This window comes from Caballeronia sp. GAWG1-1 (assembly GCF_023631465.1).
Lineage (GTDB): Bacteria > Pseudomonadota > Gammaproteobacteria > Burkholderiales > Burkholderiaceae > Caballeronia.
Genome location: NZ_JALQDB010000002.1, coordinates 194,582 through 212,549 on the forward strand (window position 1 = coordinate 194,582; position 17,968 = coordinate 212,549).

Annotated in this window: 19 protein-coding genes and 1 tRNA gene; 9 read left to right on the forward strand and 11 right to left on the reverse strand. The window is 62.0% G+C overall.

Going from position 1 to position 17,968, the window contains the following annotated elements:
* Window positions 1-258 precede the first annotated feature (258 nt).
* Both NCT03_RS01310 and NCT03_RS01315 read left to right on the forward strand, forming a co-directional pair.
* A complete protein-coding gene (locus NCT03_RS01310) occupies window positions 259-825 on the forward strand; it encodes an acyloxyacyl hydrolase (RefSeq protein ID WP_284502949.1) in 567 nt (188 codons plus the stop codon).
* A 45-nt stretch (window positions 826-870) separates the two neighbouring features.
* Entirely contained in the window at window positions 871-1,254 is a 384-nt protein-coding gene (locus NCT03_RS01315; RefSeq protein WP_250491732.1) for a nuclear transport factor 2 family protein, read from the forward strand.
* A gap of 23 nt (window positions 1,255-1,277) precedes the next feature.
* Here the strand turns inward: NCT03_RS01315 and leuA are convergent, their stop codons facing one another.
* Window positions 1,278-2,933, reverse strand: a complete 1,656-nt coding sequence (gene leuA / locus NCT03_RS01320) for a 2-isopropylmalate synthase (protein WP_250491733.1) — start codon at window positions 2,931-2,933, stop codon at window positions 1,278-1,280.
* Window positions 2,934-3,400: 467 nt separating this feature from the next.
* Window positions 3,401-4,378, reverse strand: coding sequence for a DNA-binding protein YbiB (gene ybiB / locus NCT03_RS01325; RefSeq protein WP_244826899.1), 978 nt, complete (start codon window positions 4,376-4,378; stop codon window positions 3,401-3,403).
* Window positions 4,379-4,675: 297 nt separating this feature from the next.
* Between ybiB and NCT03_RS01330 the strand changes: the two genes are divergently transcribed.
* From NCT03_RS01330 to NCT03_RS01340, 3 genes are read left to right on the forward strand one after another with little or no spacing between them, the layout of a single operon-like run.
* Window positions 4,676-5,374 (forward strand): fumarylacetoacetate hydrolase family protein, encoded by a 699-nt coding sequence (locus NCT03_RS01330; protein WP_250462832.1) that lies wholly within the window; start codon window positions 4,676-4,678, stop codon window positions 5,372-5,374.
* A 9-nt stretch (window positions 5,375-5,383) separates the two neighbouring features.
* Complete coding sequence (gene maiA / locus NCT03_RS01335) at window positions 5,384-6,028, forward strand: maleylacetoacetate isomerase (RefSeq protein ID WP_250491734.1); 645 nt, start codon at window positions 5,384-5,386, stop codon at window positions 6,026-6,028.
* Complete coding sequence (locus NCT03_RS01340) at window positions 6,025-6,657, forward strand: LysE/ArgO family amino acid transporter (RefSeq protein WP_250462836.1); 633 nt, start codon at window positions 6,025-6,027, stop codon at window positions 6,655-6,657. Before maiA ends, NCT03_RS01340 begins: the two co-directional genes overlap by 4 nt.
* 101 nt (window positions 6,658-6,758) lie before the next feature.
* Here the strand turns inward: NCT03_RS01340 and ftsY are convergent, their stop codons facing one another.
* Window positions 6,759-8,048, reverse strand: a complete 1,290-nt coding sequence (ftsY, locus tag NCT03_RS01345; RefSeq protein ID WP_250491735.1) for a signal recognition particle-docking protein FtsY — start codon at window positions 8,046-8,048, stop codon at window positions 6,759-6,761.
* Window positions 8,049-8,292: 244 nt separating this feature from the next.
* Between ftsY and rsmD the strand changes: the two genes are divergently transcribed.
* From rsmD to NCT03_RS01360, 3 genes are all read left to right on the forward strand, one after another.
* A complete protein-coding gene (rsmD, locus tag NCT03_RS01350; RefSeq protein ID WP_244826905.1) occupies window positions 8,293-8,940 on the forward strand; it encodes a 16S rRNA (guanine(966)-N(2))-methyltransferase RsmD in 648 nt (215 codons plus the stop codon).
* Window positions 8,941-9,043: 103 nt separating this feature from the next.
* Window positions 9,044-9,550 carry a pantetheine-phosphate adenylyltransferase gene (gene coaD, locus NCT03_RS01355; RefSeq protein ID WP_244826906.1) on the forward strand — a complete coding sequence of 169 codons (507 nt, stop codon included), beginning with the start codon at window positions 9,044-9,046 and terminating at the stop codon, window positions 9,548-9,550.
* Window positions 9,551-9,630: 80 nt separating this feature from the next.
* The gene (locus tag NCT03_RS01360; protein WP_244826907.1) at window positions 9,631-9,888 is read left to right on the forward strand and encodes a YfhL family 4Fe-4S dicluster ferredoxin; all 258 of its coding nucleotides are present in this window, start codon (window positions 9,631-9,633) and stop codon (window positions 9,886-9,888) included.
* Between the two features lie 17 nt (window positions 9,889-9,905).
* On the opposite strand, the gene hisC is transcribed toward NCT03_RS01360, so the two are convergent.
* From hisC to NCT03_RS01400, 8 genes are all read right to left on the reverse strand, one after another.
* Entirely contained in the window at window positions 9,906-10,976 is a 1,071-nt protein-coding gene (gene hisC, locus NCT03_RS01365; protein ID WP_250491736.1) for a histidinol-phosphate transaminase, read from the reverse strand.
* Between the two features lie 18 nt (window positions 10,977-10,994).
* Entirely contained in the window at window positions 10,995-11,597 is a 603-nt protein-coding gene (gene pth, locus NCT03_RS01370) for an aminoacyl-tRNA hydrolase (RefSeq protein WP_244826909.1), read from the reverse strand.
* A gap of 148 nt (window positions 11,598-11,745) precedes the next feature.
* Window positions 11,746-12,363, reverse strand: a complete 618-nt coding sequence (locus NCT03_RS01375; RefSeq protein ID WP_244826910.1) for a 50S ribosomal protein L25/general stress protein Ctc — start codon at window positions 12,361-12,363, stop codon at window positions 11,746-11,748.
* Window positions 12,364-12,515: 152 nt separating this feature from the next.
* Window positions 12,516-13,469 carry a ribose-phosphate pyrophosphokinase gene (locus NCT03_RS01380; protein ID WP_244826911.1) on the reverse strand — a complete coding sequence of 318 codons (954 nt, stop codon included), beginning with the start codon at window positions 13,467-13,469 and terminating at the stop codon, window positions 12,516-12,518.
* A gap of 50 nt (window positions 13,470-13,519) precedes the next feature.
* Window positions 13,520-13,596, reverse strand: a tRNA-Gln gene (locus NCT03_RS01385).
* Window positions 13,597-13,649: 53 nt separating this feature from the next.
* Window positions 13,650-14,531 (reverse strand): 4-(cytidine 5'-diphospho)-2-C-methyl-D-erythritol kinase, encoded by an 882-nt coding sequence (gene ispE / locus NCT03_RS01390; RefSeq protein ID WP_250491737.1) that lies wholly within the window; start codon window positions 14,529-14,531, stop codon window positions 13,650-13,652.
* Between the two features lie 16 nt (window positions 14,532-14,547).
* Entirely contained in the window at window positions 14,548-15,183 is a 636-nt protein-coding gene (gene lolB / locus NCT03_RS01395; protein WP_250462854.1) for a lipoprotein insertase outer membrane protein LolB, read from the reverse strand.
* Window positions 15,183-17,051 (reverse strand): tetratricopeptide repeat protein, encoded by a 1,869-nt coding sequence (locus NCT03_RS01400; protein ID WP_250491738.1) that lies wholly within the window; start codon window positions 17,049-17,051, stop codon window positions 15,183-15,185. Before NCT03_RS01400 ends, lolB begins: the two co-directional genes overlap by 1 nt.
* Before the next feature lie 86 nt (window positions 17,052-17,137).
* Here NCT03_RS01400 and mutM point away from each other — a divergent pair, with 86 nt between their 5' ends.
* The gene (gene mutM / locus NCT03_RS01405) at window positions 17,138-17,968 is read left to right on the forward strand and encodes a bifunctional DNA-formamidopyrimidine glycosylase/DNA-(apurinic or apyrimidinic site) lyase (protein ID WP_250491739.1); all 831 of its coding nucleotides are present in this window, start codon (window positions 17,138-17,140) and stop codon (window positions 17,966-17,968) included.

Below are 17,968 nucleotides of genomic sequence, written 5' to 3' on the forward strand. Positions count from 1 at the left end.
AGAGGGGAAACGAATGTGAGAGTTCCCACAAAGCTATCAACTTTGTGGATTCATAGCCGAGCACTGTATCCAAATCGTACCATTATTACCGATTCGTCACGTGCGATTGAATTAGTTACCTTACTTTGGCGTAAGGAAGACAGGATATTCAAGCAAATAGGCTAATGGCAATCATTCGTGCAATTATGAGACGATGAATCTACAATGCGCGAAGCCCGCTTGGCGGCTCGACTCGTCAATCCCACAGATGGGGTGTCCATGCAGAAAAATAAAGGCCCTTGGCGTCATCTGTTGTCCCATGGCGCAATTGCCCTGTTGCTAGGAGTCACGTCGGCGGCAGCGCATGCCGACCGCTTTGGTTTGCAAATCGCGGGCGGCGTGGCCGATCGCGACATCAAAAAGGCGGATCTCGGCTTCGTATGGGACCCGAATCTGACCTGGTGGGAAATCGGCGGCTTCCACTTCACCTTGCTCGGCGAAGGTCACGTTGCCTACTGGCACTCGCAGGAAAGCAACGCAGTGCACCCGAACATCTGGGAATTCGGTGTGACGCCGGTTCTGCGCTTCGTGAAGAGTTCGGGATATATCCGGCCGTTCATTGAAGCGGGCGTCGGCGTGCGGCTTCTGTCGCATACGCGAATCACGACGGATTTCACGGTGTCGTCCGCGTTCCAGTTCGCGGATATGGTCGGCGTCGGTGCGATCTTCGGCGAGAAGCAGAACTATCAGGCGGGCTTCCGGTTTCAGCATCTGTCGAACGCCAGTATCAAAGAGCCGAATCCTGGTATAAATTTCAGCCAGCTATATCTGCAATACAACTTCTGACGGGGCGCCGGCGCATCGGTTTCTCGACACAAGGGGAACCGACAGATGCCGGCAAAATCCACGGAGGCCATTCGAGGCCTCGAGCGCGACCGCTTCCGGGCGATGGTCGACAGCGACGGCCCGGCTCTGGATGCGCTTCTGGCCGAGAACGTCAGCTACGTTCACACGAACGGCAAGCGCGAGACGAAGCGCCAGTTCATCGACGCGATCACCGCTGGTCGACGCCGCTATCGGCAGATCGAGATCCAGTCGCAGGACGTGATCGTCGCCGGCAAGGACACCTGCCTCGTCTCGGGACGGGCGCTGATCGAGATGGAATCGAAGAACGGCGCGCTGCTGTTTCCCATTGCCTATACCGCGGTTCACGTTCAGACCGACGGCCAATGGCTGCTGCTAGCCTTGCAGGCGACGCGCGTGGCGCTGGAGTAGCCGCCGCGCGCGACGTCGAGGCCTCAAGCCTCGACCGCTTCGTCTTGCCGCTCTGCCTGACGGCCCAAGGGTTTCGACCGATTCACCGCACTGACGACCGCATCCACGACAGCCAACGCCGGATTCGCGTGCACCGCGACGCCAAAGCGCAACGGCTCGTCGCCGACGCGGCAGCCTACGAAGACGGCCGTGTCGCCGCTCGCCGTTACCGCCGTTTCGAACCAGCTCACGTTTGCCGATACATCGAAACACGCCGCCACGGCTTGCGCGTAGACATCGCCGCTCGTCGCGCCTGATGCCGGCGGCACCGCGACGTTGCGCCCGAACACGGAGAGCGTCGCCGCATCGACGCGCGCGACCACGCCGCCCGCGTCGAAATATTCTTGCTTGAAGAGTGTGCAGATTGCGTCACCGGTGACTTCCTCGCCCGACATGTCCGCAAGTCTTTGCACGGCGTGGCTGAACTCGATCTGCACGCGGCGCGGCGGCGTGAAGCCGAGCCCGCGTTCGAGCAGATAAGTCGCGCCACCCTTGCCGGACTGGCTGTTCACGCGGATCACGGCGTCGTAGCTGCGACCGAGATCGGCGGGATCGATCGGCAAATACGGCACTTCCCAGACCGTGCCCGGCTGACGCTGCGCAAAACCCTTGCGGATGGCGTCCTGATGCGAGCCCGAAAACGCCGTGAAAACAAGATCGCCCGCATACGGATGACGCGGATGCACCGGCAACTGATTGCAGCGCTCGACGACGCGACGCACCGAGTCGATATCGGAGAAATCGAGGCCCGGATCGACGCCCTGCGTGTAGAGATTGAGCGCAAGCGTGACGAGATCGACGTTGCCCGTGCGCTCGCCGTTGCCGAAAAGACAACCTTCGACGCGTTCCGCGCCCGCGAGCACCGCGAGCTCCGCGGCCGCGACCGCCGTCCCGCGATCGTTATGCGGATGCACCGAAAGCACGATGCTGTCGCGATAACCGAGATTGCGGTCCATCCATTCGACCTGATCGGCGAATACGTTCGGCGTCGCGGCTTCCACGGTGGCCGGCAAATTGACGATCATCTTGTGATCGGGCGTCGGACGCCACATCTGCGCGACGGCGTCGCAGACTTCACGCGCGAACGGCAACTCCGTCATGCTGAAGGTCTCGGGCGAGTACTGGTAGGTCCAGCGCGTCTGCGGCCGTGCATCGGCGCATTCCTTGATGATGCGCGTGCCTTCCACCGCCAGCGCCTTAACTTCTTCCTGCGACTGATTGAACACGATGCGCCGGAACGACGGCGCGATCGCGTTGTACAAGTGCACGATCACCTTGCTCGCGCCCTCCGCTGCCTCGAACGTGCGCTCGATTAATTCGCGGCGCGATTGCACCAGCACTTCGATCGTCACGTCGTCCGGGATGCGCTTTTCGTCGATCAGCTTGCGCACGAAATCGAAATCCGTCTGCGATGCCGACGGAAACCCCACCTCGATTTCCTTGAAGCCCGTTGCCACCAGCATCTCGAAGAATTCGAGCTTTGCGGCGATGCTCATCGGCTCGATGAGCGACTGGTTGCCGTCGCGCAGATCGGTGCTCATCCAGATGGGCGCTTTCTCTATCGTGCGGTTCGGCCAGCGGCGGCCATTCAGGCGGACTTGCGGAAACGGGCGGTATTTCTCGGCGGGGTTCGGCATCATGATCGTCGATCTCTCTTCGGACAGTTTGCGTAGCGTCTGCAAGAGATGCCTTGCCCGGCGGCTGGCCGGCAATGGCGCGATGCACGTGAGACAGCGCCTGGCGAGCGTACACGTTGCGTCCCGGCGATGGTGACGCCTGCGACCAACGTGAACGTGCGCGAAGCAGCGTGCATTTGACCCTCGCGTTTTCAGTTCGCGGGATGAGCGAGCCGAAAAGCTGACGACTACAAGTGGTAAGGAAGGAACTACGAGAACTACTGGCAGGACCGCGCGCCTTGACGACGCGAGGCGCTACGCCTGGCGATTTACGCTAGACGTAGCGATAGGGGCCGCGCTAGGCGGCCCGAAATAATTCGGAGGGAGGAAGACTGGGTGAGACGCATATTTGCACTCTAAACCACTGCTTAAGATCGTGTCAAATACGTGCTGAATCTTTTTGCAATCGGCACAAGCCGAATCCGGCGCACTCAAACCGGCTTTCGCACGATCCCGGCGATGACTTCCACCTGACGCGCGATGGCGGGCGGCACGGGCACGTCGCCGCGCATCACGCTTTCGATCCAGCGCGCGGTGATCGCGGCATCGAGCGACTCGGGCAAATCGATGGGCGGCGCATCCGGTTGCGAATGTTCGGGCGAAATCAGCGTTTCCGCGTGGCCGTCGTGGAACCAGTCGACCTGGACTTGCCGGCGCGTGTCTGCCACCGCTTCGCCTTCCGTGCCGCGCGCGAGCAGCGCACCACCGGCAGCGGCGTCCGGATGCTCGGTGAAAAGCCCGGTCAGGCTTTCGCGATATTCCGGATGCGTGTAGTTCACGAGCCGCAAGCCCGGATCGGCGAACGGCTGAAGAATCTTCACGAGCGTATGCGTCGAATTGCGCACGCCCATCACGCGGCGCAGTTTCAAAAGGCGCGCGAGCTTCGGCGCGAGCGAGGCGATCGGCGCGAACGCGAGCCGGCGGGACGCGAGACTATCCTCGATTTCGTCGCGGGAAGCTGCGTGCGGAATGCCGAGTTCGCCGAAAATCGCGGCGCTCGTCACGCGGCCGGGATCGTCGACGACACCGTGCACCAGCACCGGCACGCCTTCGCGCGCGAGCAAAAGCGACAGGAGCGGCGTGAGATTGGGCTGCTTGCGCGCGCCGTTGTAGCTTGGAATCGACACGGGCCGCGCATGCTCGCGGCCTTCCTGCACGTGCAACGGCTCGAACGAGCGATGCGCGGCGGCAAGCATCGCGGCGAGTTCGGCTGATGTCTCGCCCTTCACGCGATAAGCGAGCAGCACGGCGCCGAGTTCGATATCGGACACGCGGCCGTCGAGCATGGCTTCGTAGAGCGCGTAGGTGTCGTCGCGGGACAATGCGCGCGCGCCGTTCGGCCCGCGGCCGATTTCCTTGATGTAGCGTGCGCAGGCAAAGTGGTTGGCGGGGGTTTCTGTCTCTGTCATTGGCGGCTTGCGCGTGCCGCAGGCTCGATGTTCAAGTTCGTGAGCGATGCGGCACGCGAGTTCGAAGGAGCGGGATAGACCTTCAGTATCGCATTTAAGCGATGCTGGCAAGTTGCCAACGCCGAATCCGTTCGCGCCGGTAAGCCCGCTGTCGGCTCGGCGAAAGCACGCGAATGCCCGCGAAAGCCCGCCAGACAAGCGCCGCCACGATTCGGCCTCGCGCGTTACACTCGCTCTCTCGCCGCGTGTTCGCACCGAACGAGGCGGCAACCCAGAAAACAGCAAAAGGAGAGCGGAATGAGTTACGTGTTTCCTCCGGCGCCCGCAGCGGCGGTGCCAGTCGACGGTTCGAGCGAGCAATTCCCGGTGCGCCGCATTTACTGCGTCGGCCGCAATTACGAAGCGCACGCGCGTGAAATGGGCCACGATCCGGACCGCGAACCGCCGTTCTTCTTCAGCAAGCCCGCCGATGCCGTGCTGTATGTCGCGCCGGGAGCCACGGGCGAGTTTCCGTATCCGTCGCAGACGAAAAACCTGCACTTCGAGATGGAACTCGTCGCCGCTATCGGCAAGCAGGGCAAGGACATTCCCGCCGACGAGGCGCTCGATTACGTCTACGGTTACGCGCTCGGCCTCGACATGACGCGTCGCGACTTGCAAGCCGAAGCGAAGAAAATGGGGCGCCCGTGGGATACCGCGAAGGGTTTCGACCGCTCCGCGCCCATCGGTCCGATTCATCCGGTATCGAAAGTCGGGCATCTGGAAAAAAGCGCGATCTGGCTGACCGTCAACGGCGAGGAAAAGCAGCGCTCCGACATCTCGCAGCTGATCTGGTCGGTCGGCGAGACCGTGGCTTACCTTTCCACGCTTTTCGAACTCTTCCCTGGCGATCTCATTTTCACCGGCACGCCCGAAGGCGTCGGCGCGGTGGTGAAGGGCGATCTGCTCAAGGGCGGCGTGGAAGGTATCGGCGATTTCTCCGTGCGCGTGGTTTGAGGCTCGCCCGTGAAGCTCTATAGCTACTTTCGCAGCTCGGCGGCTTATCGGGTGCGTATCGCGTTGAATCTGAAGGGGCTCGGCTACGAGTACGAGGGCGTTCATCTGCTGCGCGAAGGCGGTCAGCAACTGAAGCCCGAATACCGCGCGCTCAATCCGGACGGCATCGTGCCGACGCTCGTCGATGGCGCTGACGTGCTCACGCAGTCGCTCGCGATCATCGAGTATCTGGAGGAGACGCATCCGCAGCCGCCGCTGTTGCCCGAGCGCCCGGTGGATCGCGCGTTCGTGCGTTCGGTCGCGCTGCAGGTCGCGTGCGAGATTCATCCGCTCGACAATCTGCGCGTGCTCAAATACCTCAAGCACGAAGTGAAGACGCCTGATGACGTGAAGGACGCCTGGTACCGGCACTGGGTGGAGGCGGGGTTCGAGTCGCTTGAGAAGCGGCTGGCGCGCGACGAGCGCGTCGGCGCGCTCACTTTCGGCGATACCCCGACCGTCGCCGATTTGTGCATCGTGCCGCAGGTGTTCAATGCGCGACGCTTCGGTATCGATCTGAATGCGTATCCGACGATCACGCGCATTGCCGATCACGCCGGCCAGATCGACGCCTTTGCGCGCGCCGCGCCTGGCCAGCAACCGGACGCCGAATGACGGCAGTGATTCCGGCGGGTGCGCTGTCGAGTTATCTGTCGGGCGCGGGTTTGGGCGCGAGTCTGATCGTCGCGATCGGCGCGCAGAACGCGTTCGTGTTGCGGCAGGGTCTGAAACGCCAGCACGTGGGAATTGTCGTGGCGATCTGCGCGGCTATCGACGTCATGTTGATCGGGCTTGGCATTGGCGGAATGGGCGCGCTGATCGAGCGTGCACCGGTTCTACTCGACGTGATCCGCTGGGCGGGCGCGGCTTTCGTCTTTCTGTACGGCGTGCGGGCGTTTCTCGCGGCGTGGCGCGGGCCGGGACATTTGAATGCCTCGGAGCGCGATTCGCAGACGGCGGCTGGCGCGGCGGCAACGGTTTTTGCGTTGTCGCTGCTCAATCCGCATGTTTATCTGGATACCGTGGTGCTGCTGGGCGGAATCGGGGCGCGCTATGCGTGGCCGGGAAACGCGTGGTTCGCGGCGGGCGCGATGTGTTCGTCGGTCGTCTGGTTCACGGCGCTAGGGTACGGCGCGCGGTTGCTAAAACCGTGGTTCGAGAAGGACGTGTCGTGGCGCGTGCTGGATGTGATCGTCGGCTGCGTGATGTGGTGGATTGCGGGGACGTTGGTGGTGGCGCGGTGAGGTGAGCGTTGCTACCGTTGACGCAGCGGTTGGCTCATCGGCTCGCTGATAAGGTCGATAAGATTAACGCCGATCTCATCGAATCTCATCAGCGCCCCACCTCACCCCAACAACGCGTCCGCGAACTCTTCCGCGCTGAACGGCTGCAAATCCTCGACCTTTTCTCCAACGCCGATGAAATACACCGGAATCGGCCGCTGACGCGCGATAGCCGCGAGAATGCCGCCTTTCGCCGTGCCGTCCAGCTTAGTCACGATAAGACCCGTCAAGCCGAGCGCGTCGTCGAAAGCCTTCACTTGCGCGAGGGCGTTCTGTCCCGTGTTGGCATCGATCACGAGCAGCACTTCGTGGGGCGCGTCGGGCATCGCCTTGGCGATCACGCGGCGCACCTTGCGCAGTTCTTCCATCAAATGCAACTGCGTCGGCAGGCGGCCGGCGGTGTCGGCCATCATCACGTCGATCTTGCGCGCGCGGGCAGCGCCCACGGCGTCGAAGATGACGGCGGCCGCGTCGCCGCTTTCCTGCGCGATCACCATCACGTTGTTGCGCTCGCCCCAGACCGTGAGCTGTTCGCGCGCGGCGGCGCGGAACGTGTCCCCGGCGGCGAGCAGCACCGACTGATTGAAATGCTGCAGATGCTTCGCCAGCTTGCCGATGCTCGTCGTCTTGCCGACGCCGTTCACACCCGCGATCATCATCACGAGCGGTTGGGCGCGGCCGAGCATCAGCGACTTTTCGAGCGGACGCAGCAAGTCGATCAAGAGCACGCGCAGTGCGGCCTTTACTTGCGTGGCGTCCGTCAAACGCTCGGCGCGCACTTTTTCGCGCAAGGATTCAAGCAGATATTCGGTGGCATCGACGCCCGCGTCGGACATCAGAAGCGCGGTTTCGAGCTCCTCGTAGAGATCTTCGTCGATCTTCGCGCCGACGAAGATTCCCGTGAGGCTCGTGCTCGTCTTCGATAACCCATTGCGCAGACGCGCGAGCCAGGACTTGCGCGCGGCCGGATCGGGCTCGGGCGGCGGCATGATTTCCTCGCTCGCCCGATCGGTCTCGGGCGCGCGCAGCCATTGAGATTCGGTGCGGCCTTGCCAGTATTGCGTAGGCTCGGCGGCCGAAGGCGCCGGTGCTCGATGTGATGAAGTGTTTGCAGCTTCAGCCTGATGCGGCTTCGCGTTGCCGCCATGAACATGCTCGTCAGACGCCGCCGCGTCGCCGCGAATAGCTTGCGTGTTCGAGGCCGCCGCGTCTTCACCATGAACATGCTCGCCCGACGCCTCGTCCTCTAATGCAACCGAGGAACCGTCGTCGTCCGCTTCGAGGTTGTCCTCTTCCGGCGTGTCGAGCGGCTCGTCAGCCGGCTTTTTGAATCGTTTGAAGAAGCTGAACATGGTATGTGAGGAGAGCGCGCGTGCTTGCCGGTTCGCGTCTGCGCGCCGATGCGCTCGCGTGTGCGCGGCTCGCGCTGAGATGTGTAAGCCGCGTATTTTATCAGGCGCGGCCCGACGCGCCTGTGCGCCTCCCGGCACGACGCCGCGCTGTGGTAACGTGGGCGCTCACGGCCCGCGCCAGTCGCCGGGAACAGTCAAAACGCCCATCGGCCGGGCCGCGCGCCAGTCTCACTCAATCTCTTTTATGTCCCGTTCGTCCGACACTCGTCCGCATACTCCGGCCCGTTCCTCGGCCTCTTCGAGCCGCGCGTCATCGCGCAGCGGCAAGCCGCACACCATTCGCATCATCGGCGGGAACTGGAAGCGCACGCCGCTGCCCGTCCTCGATCTCGACGGTCTGAGACCCACGCCCGACCGTGTTCGCGAAACGCTCTTCAACTGGCTCGGCCAGGACCTCGATGGCCAGCGCTGTCTCGACCTGTTCGCCGGCAGCGGCGCGCTCGGTTTCGAAGCCGCGTCGCGCGGCGCGGCACGCGTGCTCATGGTCGAGCGTAGCGGCCGCGCGGTCGCGCAACTCAAAGCGAATCAGGCGCGGCTGGATGCGCGCAACATCGAGATCGCCGAAGCCGACGCGCTGCGTCTGGCTCGCAGTCTCGCGCCAGGCTCGTTCGATGTCGTGTTCCTCGATCCCCCTTTCGGCGATCAGGCTTTGCTCTTGCGCGCGCTTGAAATCGCCGCGCCGCTCGTCGCCGCGGATGGCGCGCTCTACGTCGAATGCGGCGATCCGCTGGAACCGGCGAGCATCGACGCTCTGGCGGGCTGGGAAATCACGCGCGAAGGGAAAGCGGGCATGGTTCGCTATCATTTGCTGCGCCGCCAAAATGATGAATAATGCGCGTTCCCCGATCTGGCGCGCCCGGCGCGTTCGGACGGGGGCGGGGAAAATGGGCCATCGCTGTCACGCGGTCCAAGGTAAATAAAAGAGGAGAAAGCTCATGGTTGTCGCCGTGTACCCGGGAACGTTCGACCCGCTGACGCGCGGGCATGAAGACATCGTCCGGCGCGCATCGAGCATTTTCGATACGCTGGTAGTCGGCGTGGCCGACAGTCGCGCGAAAAAGCCGTTTTTTTCGCTGCAGGAACGGCTGGATATCGCCCACGACGTGCTCGGGCATTATCCAAACGTCCAGGTAAGCAGTTTCACCGGGCTACTAAAAGATTTCGTGCGCAAGAACAACGCGCGCGTGATTGTGAGGGGCCTGCGCGCCGTATCGGATTTCGAGTACGAGTTTCAGATGGCCGGCATGAATCGCTATCTTTTGCCCGACGTCGAAACCATGTTCATGACGCCGTCGGACCAATACCAGTTCATTTCGGGCACCATCGTGCGCGAGATCGCCCAGCTTGGCGGCGATGTGAGCAAGTTCGTGTTTCCATCGGTGGAGAAGCGGCTGACCGACAAGGTCGGCGTGGCCGCCCAGAAAGATCCTTCGGCGCCTTGAGCGCCGGGTCCGCGTATCAGCGCTCGCGCGATGCGCGGACTCCATGCCGGAACATCGCCGGCGCAAGAGAGTGAAGCATCATGTCTTTGATCATTACCGACGAGTGCATCAACTGCGACGTGTGCGAGCCCGAGTGCCCGAACGACGCCATTTCGATGGGTACGGAGATCTACGTGATCGATCCGAACAAGTGCACGGAATGCGTGGGCCACTTCGATGAGCCGCAGTGTCAACAGGTGTGCCCCGTCGAATGCATTCCGCGCGACCCGGCGCACGTCGAGTCGCCGGAGCAGTTGATGGACAAATACCGCGCGTTGATGGCGACGAAAGGCGAGTAACCGCCTTATTTCTGTTCTTACGCGCCGGCGAGTTCGGTCAATGCAGCGACGAGCGCATCGCATTCGTCTGGCGTGCCGACCGTTATCCGCAAATGCTGGTCGATGCGCGGCAGCTTGAAATGCCGCACGAAGATTTCCTTCGTTCGAAGCGCGGTGGCGAGCGCGAGCGCGTCGTGCGCGGGGTGTTTCGCGAAGACGAAATTCGCCGCCGACGGCACCACTTCAAATCCCAGCGCGCTCAATTGCGCTGTCAACTTGTCGCGACTCGCGACGACTTTGCCGCAACTCTCCTCGAACCACGCGCGGTCTTCATACGAAGCGAGCGCCGCTACTTGCGCGAGCCGGTCGAGCGGATACGAGTTGAAGCTGTCCTTCACGCGCGTTAGCGCTTCGATCAGGCTTGCATCGCCGAATGCGAAACCCACGCGCATGCCCGCAAGCGAACGCGCCTTCGAAGTCGTGTGCACGACGAGCAGATTGGGATAAGCATCGACCAGATTCACGGCCGATTCCGCGCCGAAATCCACGTACGCTTCGTCGATGATGACTGGCGCATCCGGATTCGCCTTCAGCAGCACCTCGATTTCGGAGAGCGGCAGGGCGCGGCCCGTCGGCGCATTCGGATTCGGCAACAGCACGCCGCCGCCTGGCGCGCGGTAATCGTCGGTATCGATACCGAAATCCGCGTTCAGCGGGATCGCCTCGTATTCCACACCGTACAACTGGGCATAAACCGGATAGAAGCTGTACGTGATGTCGGGAAAACGAATCGGCCTGTCGTGTTTCAAGAGCGCCTGAAACGCGTGCGCGAGCACTTCGTCCGAACCGTTCCCCGCGAACACCTGCTCCACGCGCAAACCGTGATGCTTCGCCACCGCCTCACGCAACGCGCGCGCGGTCGGATCTGGGTACTTGCGCAGCGACGCGCCGTCCTTGCCGAGTTCGCGCGTAATCGCCTCGACCACGCGCGGCGACGGCGGATACGGATTCTCGTTGGTGTTGAGCTTGATGGGATGTGCCAGCGCGGGCTGTTCGCCCGGCACATAAGGCGTCAGTCGATGGACGATATCGCTCCAGAAACGGCTCACGGTCTGCTCCAGTGGAAGTCAGGGATTGCGATGCAGGTTCATCATCGCGCGTTCGTTTTCGCCCGCGACGACGAAGGGCATGACGGCGAGCGCGCGCTCGATCGACTGATCGATCACGTCCTGCTCTTCGCGGCGCGGCGGCTTCAGTACGAAATTGGCGACGTCCGGCTTCGCGCCCGCACGCGCGCCTTCGGGAATCAGATCACGCGGATGCCCGATGCCAATGCGCAGCCGCCAATATTGCTGCGACGACAGATGCGCGGAAATATCCTTGAGCCCGTTGTGGCCTCCGCTGCCGCCGCCCAGCTTCATCTTGACGGTGCCGGGCGGAAGATCGAGTTCGTCGTGTGCGACGAGAATCTCATCGGGAAGAATCTTGAAGAACTGCGCGACCGCAACCACCGATTGTCCCGAGCGGTTCATGAACGTCTGCGGTTCCAGCAGATGGATTTCATGCCCGTTCAGACGTCCGCGGCCATAGTGACCGTGAAAGCGGCGCTCGTCGCGCAGACTTGCGCCGGCGTCGCGCGCCAATTGGTCGACTAGCCAGAAGCCCGCGTTATGGCGCGTCGCGGTGTATTCGGCGCCCGGATTTCCCAGGCCAACGATCAGCTTGATCATGTCGAATCATCGCAGGCTAAGAAGCCTGCTCGTATCGTTTGGTGTTGATGCGAAAAAAAACCCGCCGAGGCTTGCGCGCCGGCGGGTCACGTCGACCGTCCTTGCGAACGGATCGAGAGGATAGCGATACTTCGCTAGCTGATGCGTTTTACTCAGCAGCCGGCGTTTCACCCGTGGCTTCGTCCGTCGAATCCGACACGACAGCAGCCGGAATGGTAGCCGATGCAACCACCGGGTTTTCCGCTTCGATTGCGATCGTCAGGCTTACGCCCTTCGGCAGCGGGATGTCCTTTGCGTGCATCGTCTGGCCGGCTTCGATGGTCGCCAGATCGATTTCCAGGAACTCGGGCAGGTCTGCCGGCAGGCATTCCACTTCCAGTTCCGTCACGACGTGCGAGATCACCGCGCCCGCGAGCTTCACGGCCGGGTTGGTCTCTTGATTCATGAAGTGCAGCGGCACCTTGGTGTGCAGCTTCTTGTTCGCGTCGACACGCTGGAAATCCACGTGCAGCACCAGTTGCTTGAACGGGTGATATTGCACGTCGCGCAGCAGAACTTGTTGCGAACCGCCAGCGACTTCCAGTTCCAAAATCGACGAATGGAACACTTCCTTCTTCAGCGCGTGCCACAGGGCGTTGTGGTCCAGTTCGACCAGTTGAACGTCCTTGTCCGCACCGTACACAATAGCCGGGGTCTTGCCCGAATTGCGCAGGCGGCGGCTCGCACCCGTACCTTGCTTGCTACGCTCGAAAGCGACGACTTTCATTTGAAACTCCTATATCTGCCCGCGACCAGGCAGTGAAAATCGAGATCAACGGAAATGCGCTAATCCCACAACAACGGCAAGAACCTTCGTTCGTTCCTGCCGATCATGCAAAAACGCGAAGCTCGTGCTCCGCGTTCCTTGCTAATTCTTGCTCAACCTTCCGCGAAAAGCGACATGACCGAGTCGCCGCGCCGGATTCGGGAGAACGTCTCGGCGAGCAGACCCGCGCTCGACAGCGGACGAATCTTCGGGCACGCGAGCGACTCCGCCGACAACGGAATGGTGTCCGTCACCACGAGTTCGTCCAGTTGCGACGCCGCGATACGCTCCGCCGCGCCACCCGACAGCACCGGATGCGTGGCATATGCGAAAACCTGCGTCGCGCCGCGATCTTTCAGCACTTGCGCTGCCTTGCAGAGCGTGCCAGCGGTGTCGACCATGTCGTCCATGATGACGCAGGTACGGCCTTCCACTTCGCCGATCACGTTCATCACTTCGGCGACATTCGCTTTCGGACGACGTTTGTCGATGATCGCGAGATCCGTATTCAACTGCTTGGCGAGTGCACGTGCGCGCACCACGCCGCCGACGTCCGGCGATACAACCAGCAGATGATCGTGATTTTGCTTACGCAGATCGCCGAGCAAAACGGGCGTGGCGTAAATGTTGTCGACGGGGATGTCGAAGAAACCTTGAATCTGGTCGGCGTGAAGGTCCATGGTGATCACGCGATCGACGCCGGCAATTTCCAGCATGTTTGCGACGACCTTCGCCGAGATGGCCACTCGCGCGGAACGCGGACGGCGGTCCTGACGCGCATAGCCGAAGTAGGGGATGGCTGCGGTGATCCGGCCTGCTGATGCGCGCTTGAGCGCATCGACCATGATCATGAGTTCCATCAGGGTGTCGTTCGTCGGTGCGCAGGTGGACTGCAGAACGAATACGTCTTTACCTCGAACGTTTTCCTGAATCTCGACCATGATTTCGCCGTCGGAGAAACGGCTGACCATCGCTTTGCCGAGAGGAATTCCAAGGATCTTGACGACTTCCTGTGCAAGCGCGGGATTTGCGTTGCCAGTAAATACCATCAGGCCGTCACTGCTCATCGTGCACCTGTCTGCGGCTGGAGGCGAGAGGAAAAACGCGAGAAAAGGAATGGCAGGGGAGGAAGGACTCGAACCCTCGCATGCCGGAATCAAAATCCGGTGCCTTGACCAACTTGGCGACTCCCCTACACAACTTTGAGTCTCGCCGGGAAGTGTAGGACATACCCGGCAAAACGAAACCTATGACGCGAAAGCAAAGAGAGGATGACGTTCCAGACTGCTTGTCACCACGCTCTTCCAGCTTGCCGGGAGTTTGGCTTGCGCCATCTCTGCTTCGGCTCGGCTCGGGAAAGCGGCGAACACGCTTGCTCCAGATCCGGTCATTCGCGTGGGTGCGAGATTGGAAAACCACTCGAGCACCTGTGCAACTTCCGCGTACTTTCTTGCGACTACAGCCTGCATGTCATTTCGACCGAAGCTGTCTGGCCAGTTAGTGTCTGACTTTTGCGCTGCAAGAAAGTCCGTCATTGTGACGACCTTCGTATCCCTTGTCAAGGCCTTTTCCGAAAAAATCGCCGCGGTCGGGACGTGAACTGAAGGAGTAACTACCAGAAAAAAACGCTTGGGCAGAACGACTGCCTGCAGCGCTTCGCCAACACCTTCTGCAAACGCATTTTGCCCGAAGACAAAAAACGGCACGTCCGCGCCGAGTTGCAGGGCGAGATTCTGCAGAATCTCACGCGAAAGATCAACACCCCAGAGACGATTCAACGCTAAAAGAGTCGTTGCCGCGTCGGAACTTCCTCCACCAAGCCCCGCGCCCATCGGCAGATGCTTGTCGATCTCAATCTCGACGCCAAAGCGACTGCCGGTGTGCTTCTGCAGCAGGCGCGCCGCGCGCACGGCCAGATCGTCCGCTTCGGGTACGCCCGGCACGAGCGTCTTGCGCGTAACGATGCCGTCATCGCGTCGCTTGAAGTGCAGCATGTCGCCCCAGTCGAGCAACTGGAATACAGTCTGCAGCGAGTGATAGCCATCCGGACGACGGCCCGTGATGTGCAGAAAGAGGTTCAGCTTCGCGGGCGCGAGGCAGTTGCGAAGCGAGTCGTGAGTCGATGACATTTCTGATGCGAAGGCGTTATTGATCGAGCACCAGCTTGATATCGAGCGGCGGTTCCGAGCGGACCAGGTTCACGCGCTTGACGCCTGTCGCGGGCGCGTCGGCATAGGCGAGATAGTCGATGGTCCAGCCGTCCTGTCTGATTTCTTTGGGGCGGCCGTTGTTGGCTTCGGGATCGAGCGTGGTCTGCGCGCGCGAGGTTGGCGCCGCGGACGGCTGCAGCCAATAGCGCAAGCCCTCGACCGGCAGCGCGAAGCCGAGCGTGTTCTGCATCAGCTCCGACACGTTCTCGGCGTTCACTGGCGGCCGGTTCGGCAGTTCGAGCGTCGCGAGCGACGGCGACGAAGTGACGATCGCCATGGTCTGGCCGAGCGGGTTGCGCAACTGGAGCGTCACGGTGTCGCCGGTTTCCTGCCAGTCGAAGTTGCCGTAGGCGTTGCGCGTCGTGCCGTTCTGGTCGTTGTACTGCACGGCGAAGCGTCCGTGATACGCGCGGCTCGTCTGCGTGGTGAGCGAAGTCGTCTTATCCGATGTGGTCGGCAAACGCGGCTGCAATGCGCAACCGGCAAGCATCAACACGGTCGCGGCCGTAAAACCGAGCGCGCCTTTGCGCATGAAACCGCGCGACGCGCCGGCAATGAAATCGAAAGCCATCAAAGATCGTTTACCTGAAGTCGTTTGAGCGTTTTGACGAGCGTGTCGTTGTCGGGTTCGAGCTTCTGCGCCTGACGCCACGTGGCGCGCGCCTGATCCTGCTCCCCGGACTTCCACTGCACCTCGCCGAGATGCGCGCCGATCTCCGCGTTCGGCTGAATCTTGTAGGCGTCCGAGAGAATTTTTTCGGCTTCGGCCGCGTTGCCCTGGCGAAAGCGCGCCCAGCCGAGGCTGTCCATGATGAAGGCGTCGTTCGGCGCGAGCGATACCGCCTTCTCGATCAGCTTCACCGCTTCGTCGACGCGCTGGTTGCGATCCACGAGCGAGTAGCCGAGCGCGTTATATGCCTGCGGATTGCTCGGGTCCACGCGCATGAGCTTGCGCAACTGCGTTTCCATTACGTCGTAGTGACCGTTCTTTTCGGCGGCCATGGCGTAGTCGTAGGCGAGATCCGGATCGTCCGGGAACGCGGCCACGGCCTTCGCGAGATTCGCTTCCGCTTCGTCGTAGCGATGCGCCTCGAAAAGAATCGCCGAGTCGGTGCGCGCGAGCAGTGCGAGGTCGCGCGGATCGGAACTTTGCAGGCCATTGAGAAGCGGTCGCGCTTCATCCACCTTGCCTTGCTTCGCGAGCAGTTGCGCGCGCGTGATCTGCGCGGGCAAATATTGCTGGCTCGTGCGCGGAATCTTGTCGAGCCACTGGCTTGCTTGCACCTCGTCCTTCTGTTCGAGCGACAGTTGTGCGAGGTAGATGTAAGCCTGTCCCGGATCGCCGTTGGGCGACGCCTCCGCAGCCTGCGCGTACTGCTTGAGCAGGTCCTGCGCCTTGTCGAACTGCTTCTTCTGAATGTCGATGAGCGCGAGCGCCATGAGCGGCGTCAGATCTTTCGAGTCGTTCTTGCGCATGATCTCGAACTGCTTCTGCGCGTCGTCGAGCCGGTCCGACGACAGATACAACTGCGCCAGCGCGAGCCGCGCGTCATGCGACTTCGGATTCTTGTCGAGATACTTCTCGAACGAAGCGATGCCTTCCTTGCGCTCTTCCGGGCCCATGCGCGCGAGCGTGAGCGCCGCGGGCAAGTAATCCGGGCGCAGCTTCAACGCCTTTTCCAGCGATGCCTTCGCGCCCGGCTGGTCGTCCGCGAGCAACTGCTGACGGGCAAGCGCGAGTTGCGTTTCGGGCAGATCCAAGTCGTTCGCGGAGAGATCCTTCAGGACATTCAGGCCGCCTACGCGATTCGGTCCGCGAGCAAGCAGCGTCTGCAACGAAAGAATGGCTTCGCCGCGTTGCTCGGCCGGAACCTTGGCGAGTTCGTTTTGCAGCGTGGGCTTCGCGTCGTCGGGCTTGCCGGACACGATCAACAACGAAGCGCTCAACTGCGCGGCGCGCTCGGAATGCGGCGCAAACTGCTGCCAAAGCTGCGCGGAGGTCATTGCGTCGGTGGGGCTCTGCGCGGCAATGGCGATTTCCGTGGCGCGCTGAGCGAAGCGCGGATCATGCGTGTCGCGCGCGAGCGAGAGGTAAGTCTGGTAGGCGGGCGCGGCCTGGCCGCGCTGCAAGGCGACTTCCGCCGCCAGAACCTGAAAGACGATCTGGCTGGATGCCGCCACGTTCGGCAAGTCCTGCGACTCCGCGTTATTGACAGGCGCGGTCAGAAGATCAGACGCGTTTTGCGCCGCGGCCTGATCGTCGGTGCTCGGCACGGGTGTCGCGTTCGGTACCTGAGCGTGCGCGGGCGTGAAGGCGATCGCGGACAATGCAACTGCAATCGCGCCGGCCATGCGCGTGAACCGCGCCCTTGACCGTGCACGCGATCGGATGAGGCCGGCCTGACGCAACGTATTCAGTTTGATTTCGAACGGGTTCATGGAAATCCAGACGATGTTTCGGTCGATTGTAACGCGGTGGCTAAAATACCGGCACACTCGTCCCAGCAAGACGCTCTCCAGGAAATATGCCAGAACTGCCGGAAGTAGAAGTCACCCGTCGCGGAATCGAACCTTATGTCGCCGGAAGACGCGTCGAGCATGTCGATGTGCGTACGCCCGCGCTGCGCTGGCCCATTCCGGCGCATCTCGCAAAGACGCTCGCGCGCCTGAAAATAGAGAAGGTCGAAAGGCGCGGCAAATATCTGCTGTTCGAGACGGCCGAAGGCTGGCTCATCGTGCATCTCGGCATGACAGGCACGCTGCGCGTCTTGCGTAACGTGCCGCGCCCACCGGATGCCGCCAAGCACGATCACGTCGATATCGTGTTCGATGACTTCATCCTGCGCTTTCGCGATCCGCGTCGCTTCGGCGCGATTCTGTGGCACGCACGCGCCGATGGCGACGTCCTCGCTCATCCCTTGCTCGCGAGTCTCGGCGTCGAACCGTTCTCGCCCGAATTCTCGGGCGCGCTGCTGTTTCGCGCGACGCGCGGGCGCAAAGTATCGGTGAAGCAGGCGCTGCTTGCAGGTGGAATCGTCGTGGGCGTGGGCAATATCTACGCGTCGGAGAGCTTGTTTCGCGCGGGCATTCGTCCGACGACTGCCGCCGGGCGCATCTCGCTCGTGCGCTACGATCTGCTCGCCGATGCCGTGCGCGTGACGCTCGCGGCGGCGATCGAAAAGGGCGGCAGCACGCTGCGCGACTTTGTCGGCAGCAATGGCGAATCGGGCTACTTCCAGCTCGACTATTTCGTCTATGATCGCGCCGGATTGCCCTGCCATGTTTGCGGCACCGCCATCAAGCAAATCGTCCAGGGGCAACGCTCGACGTATTTTTGCCCGCGCTGCCAACGTTGA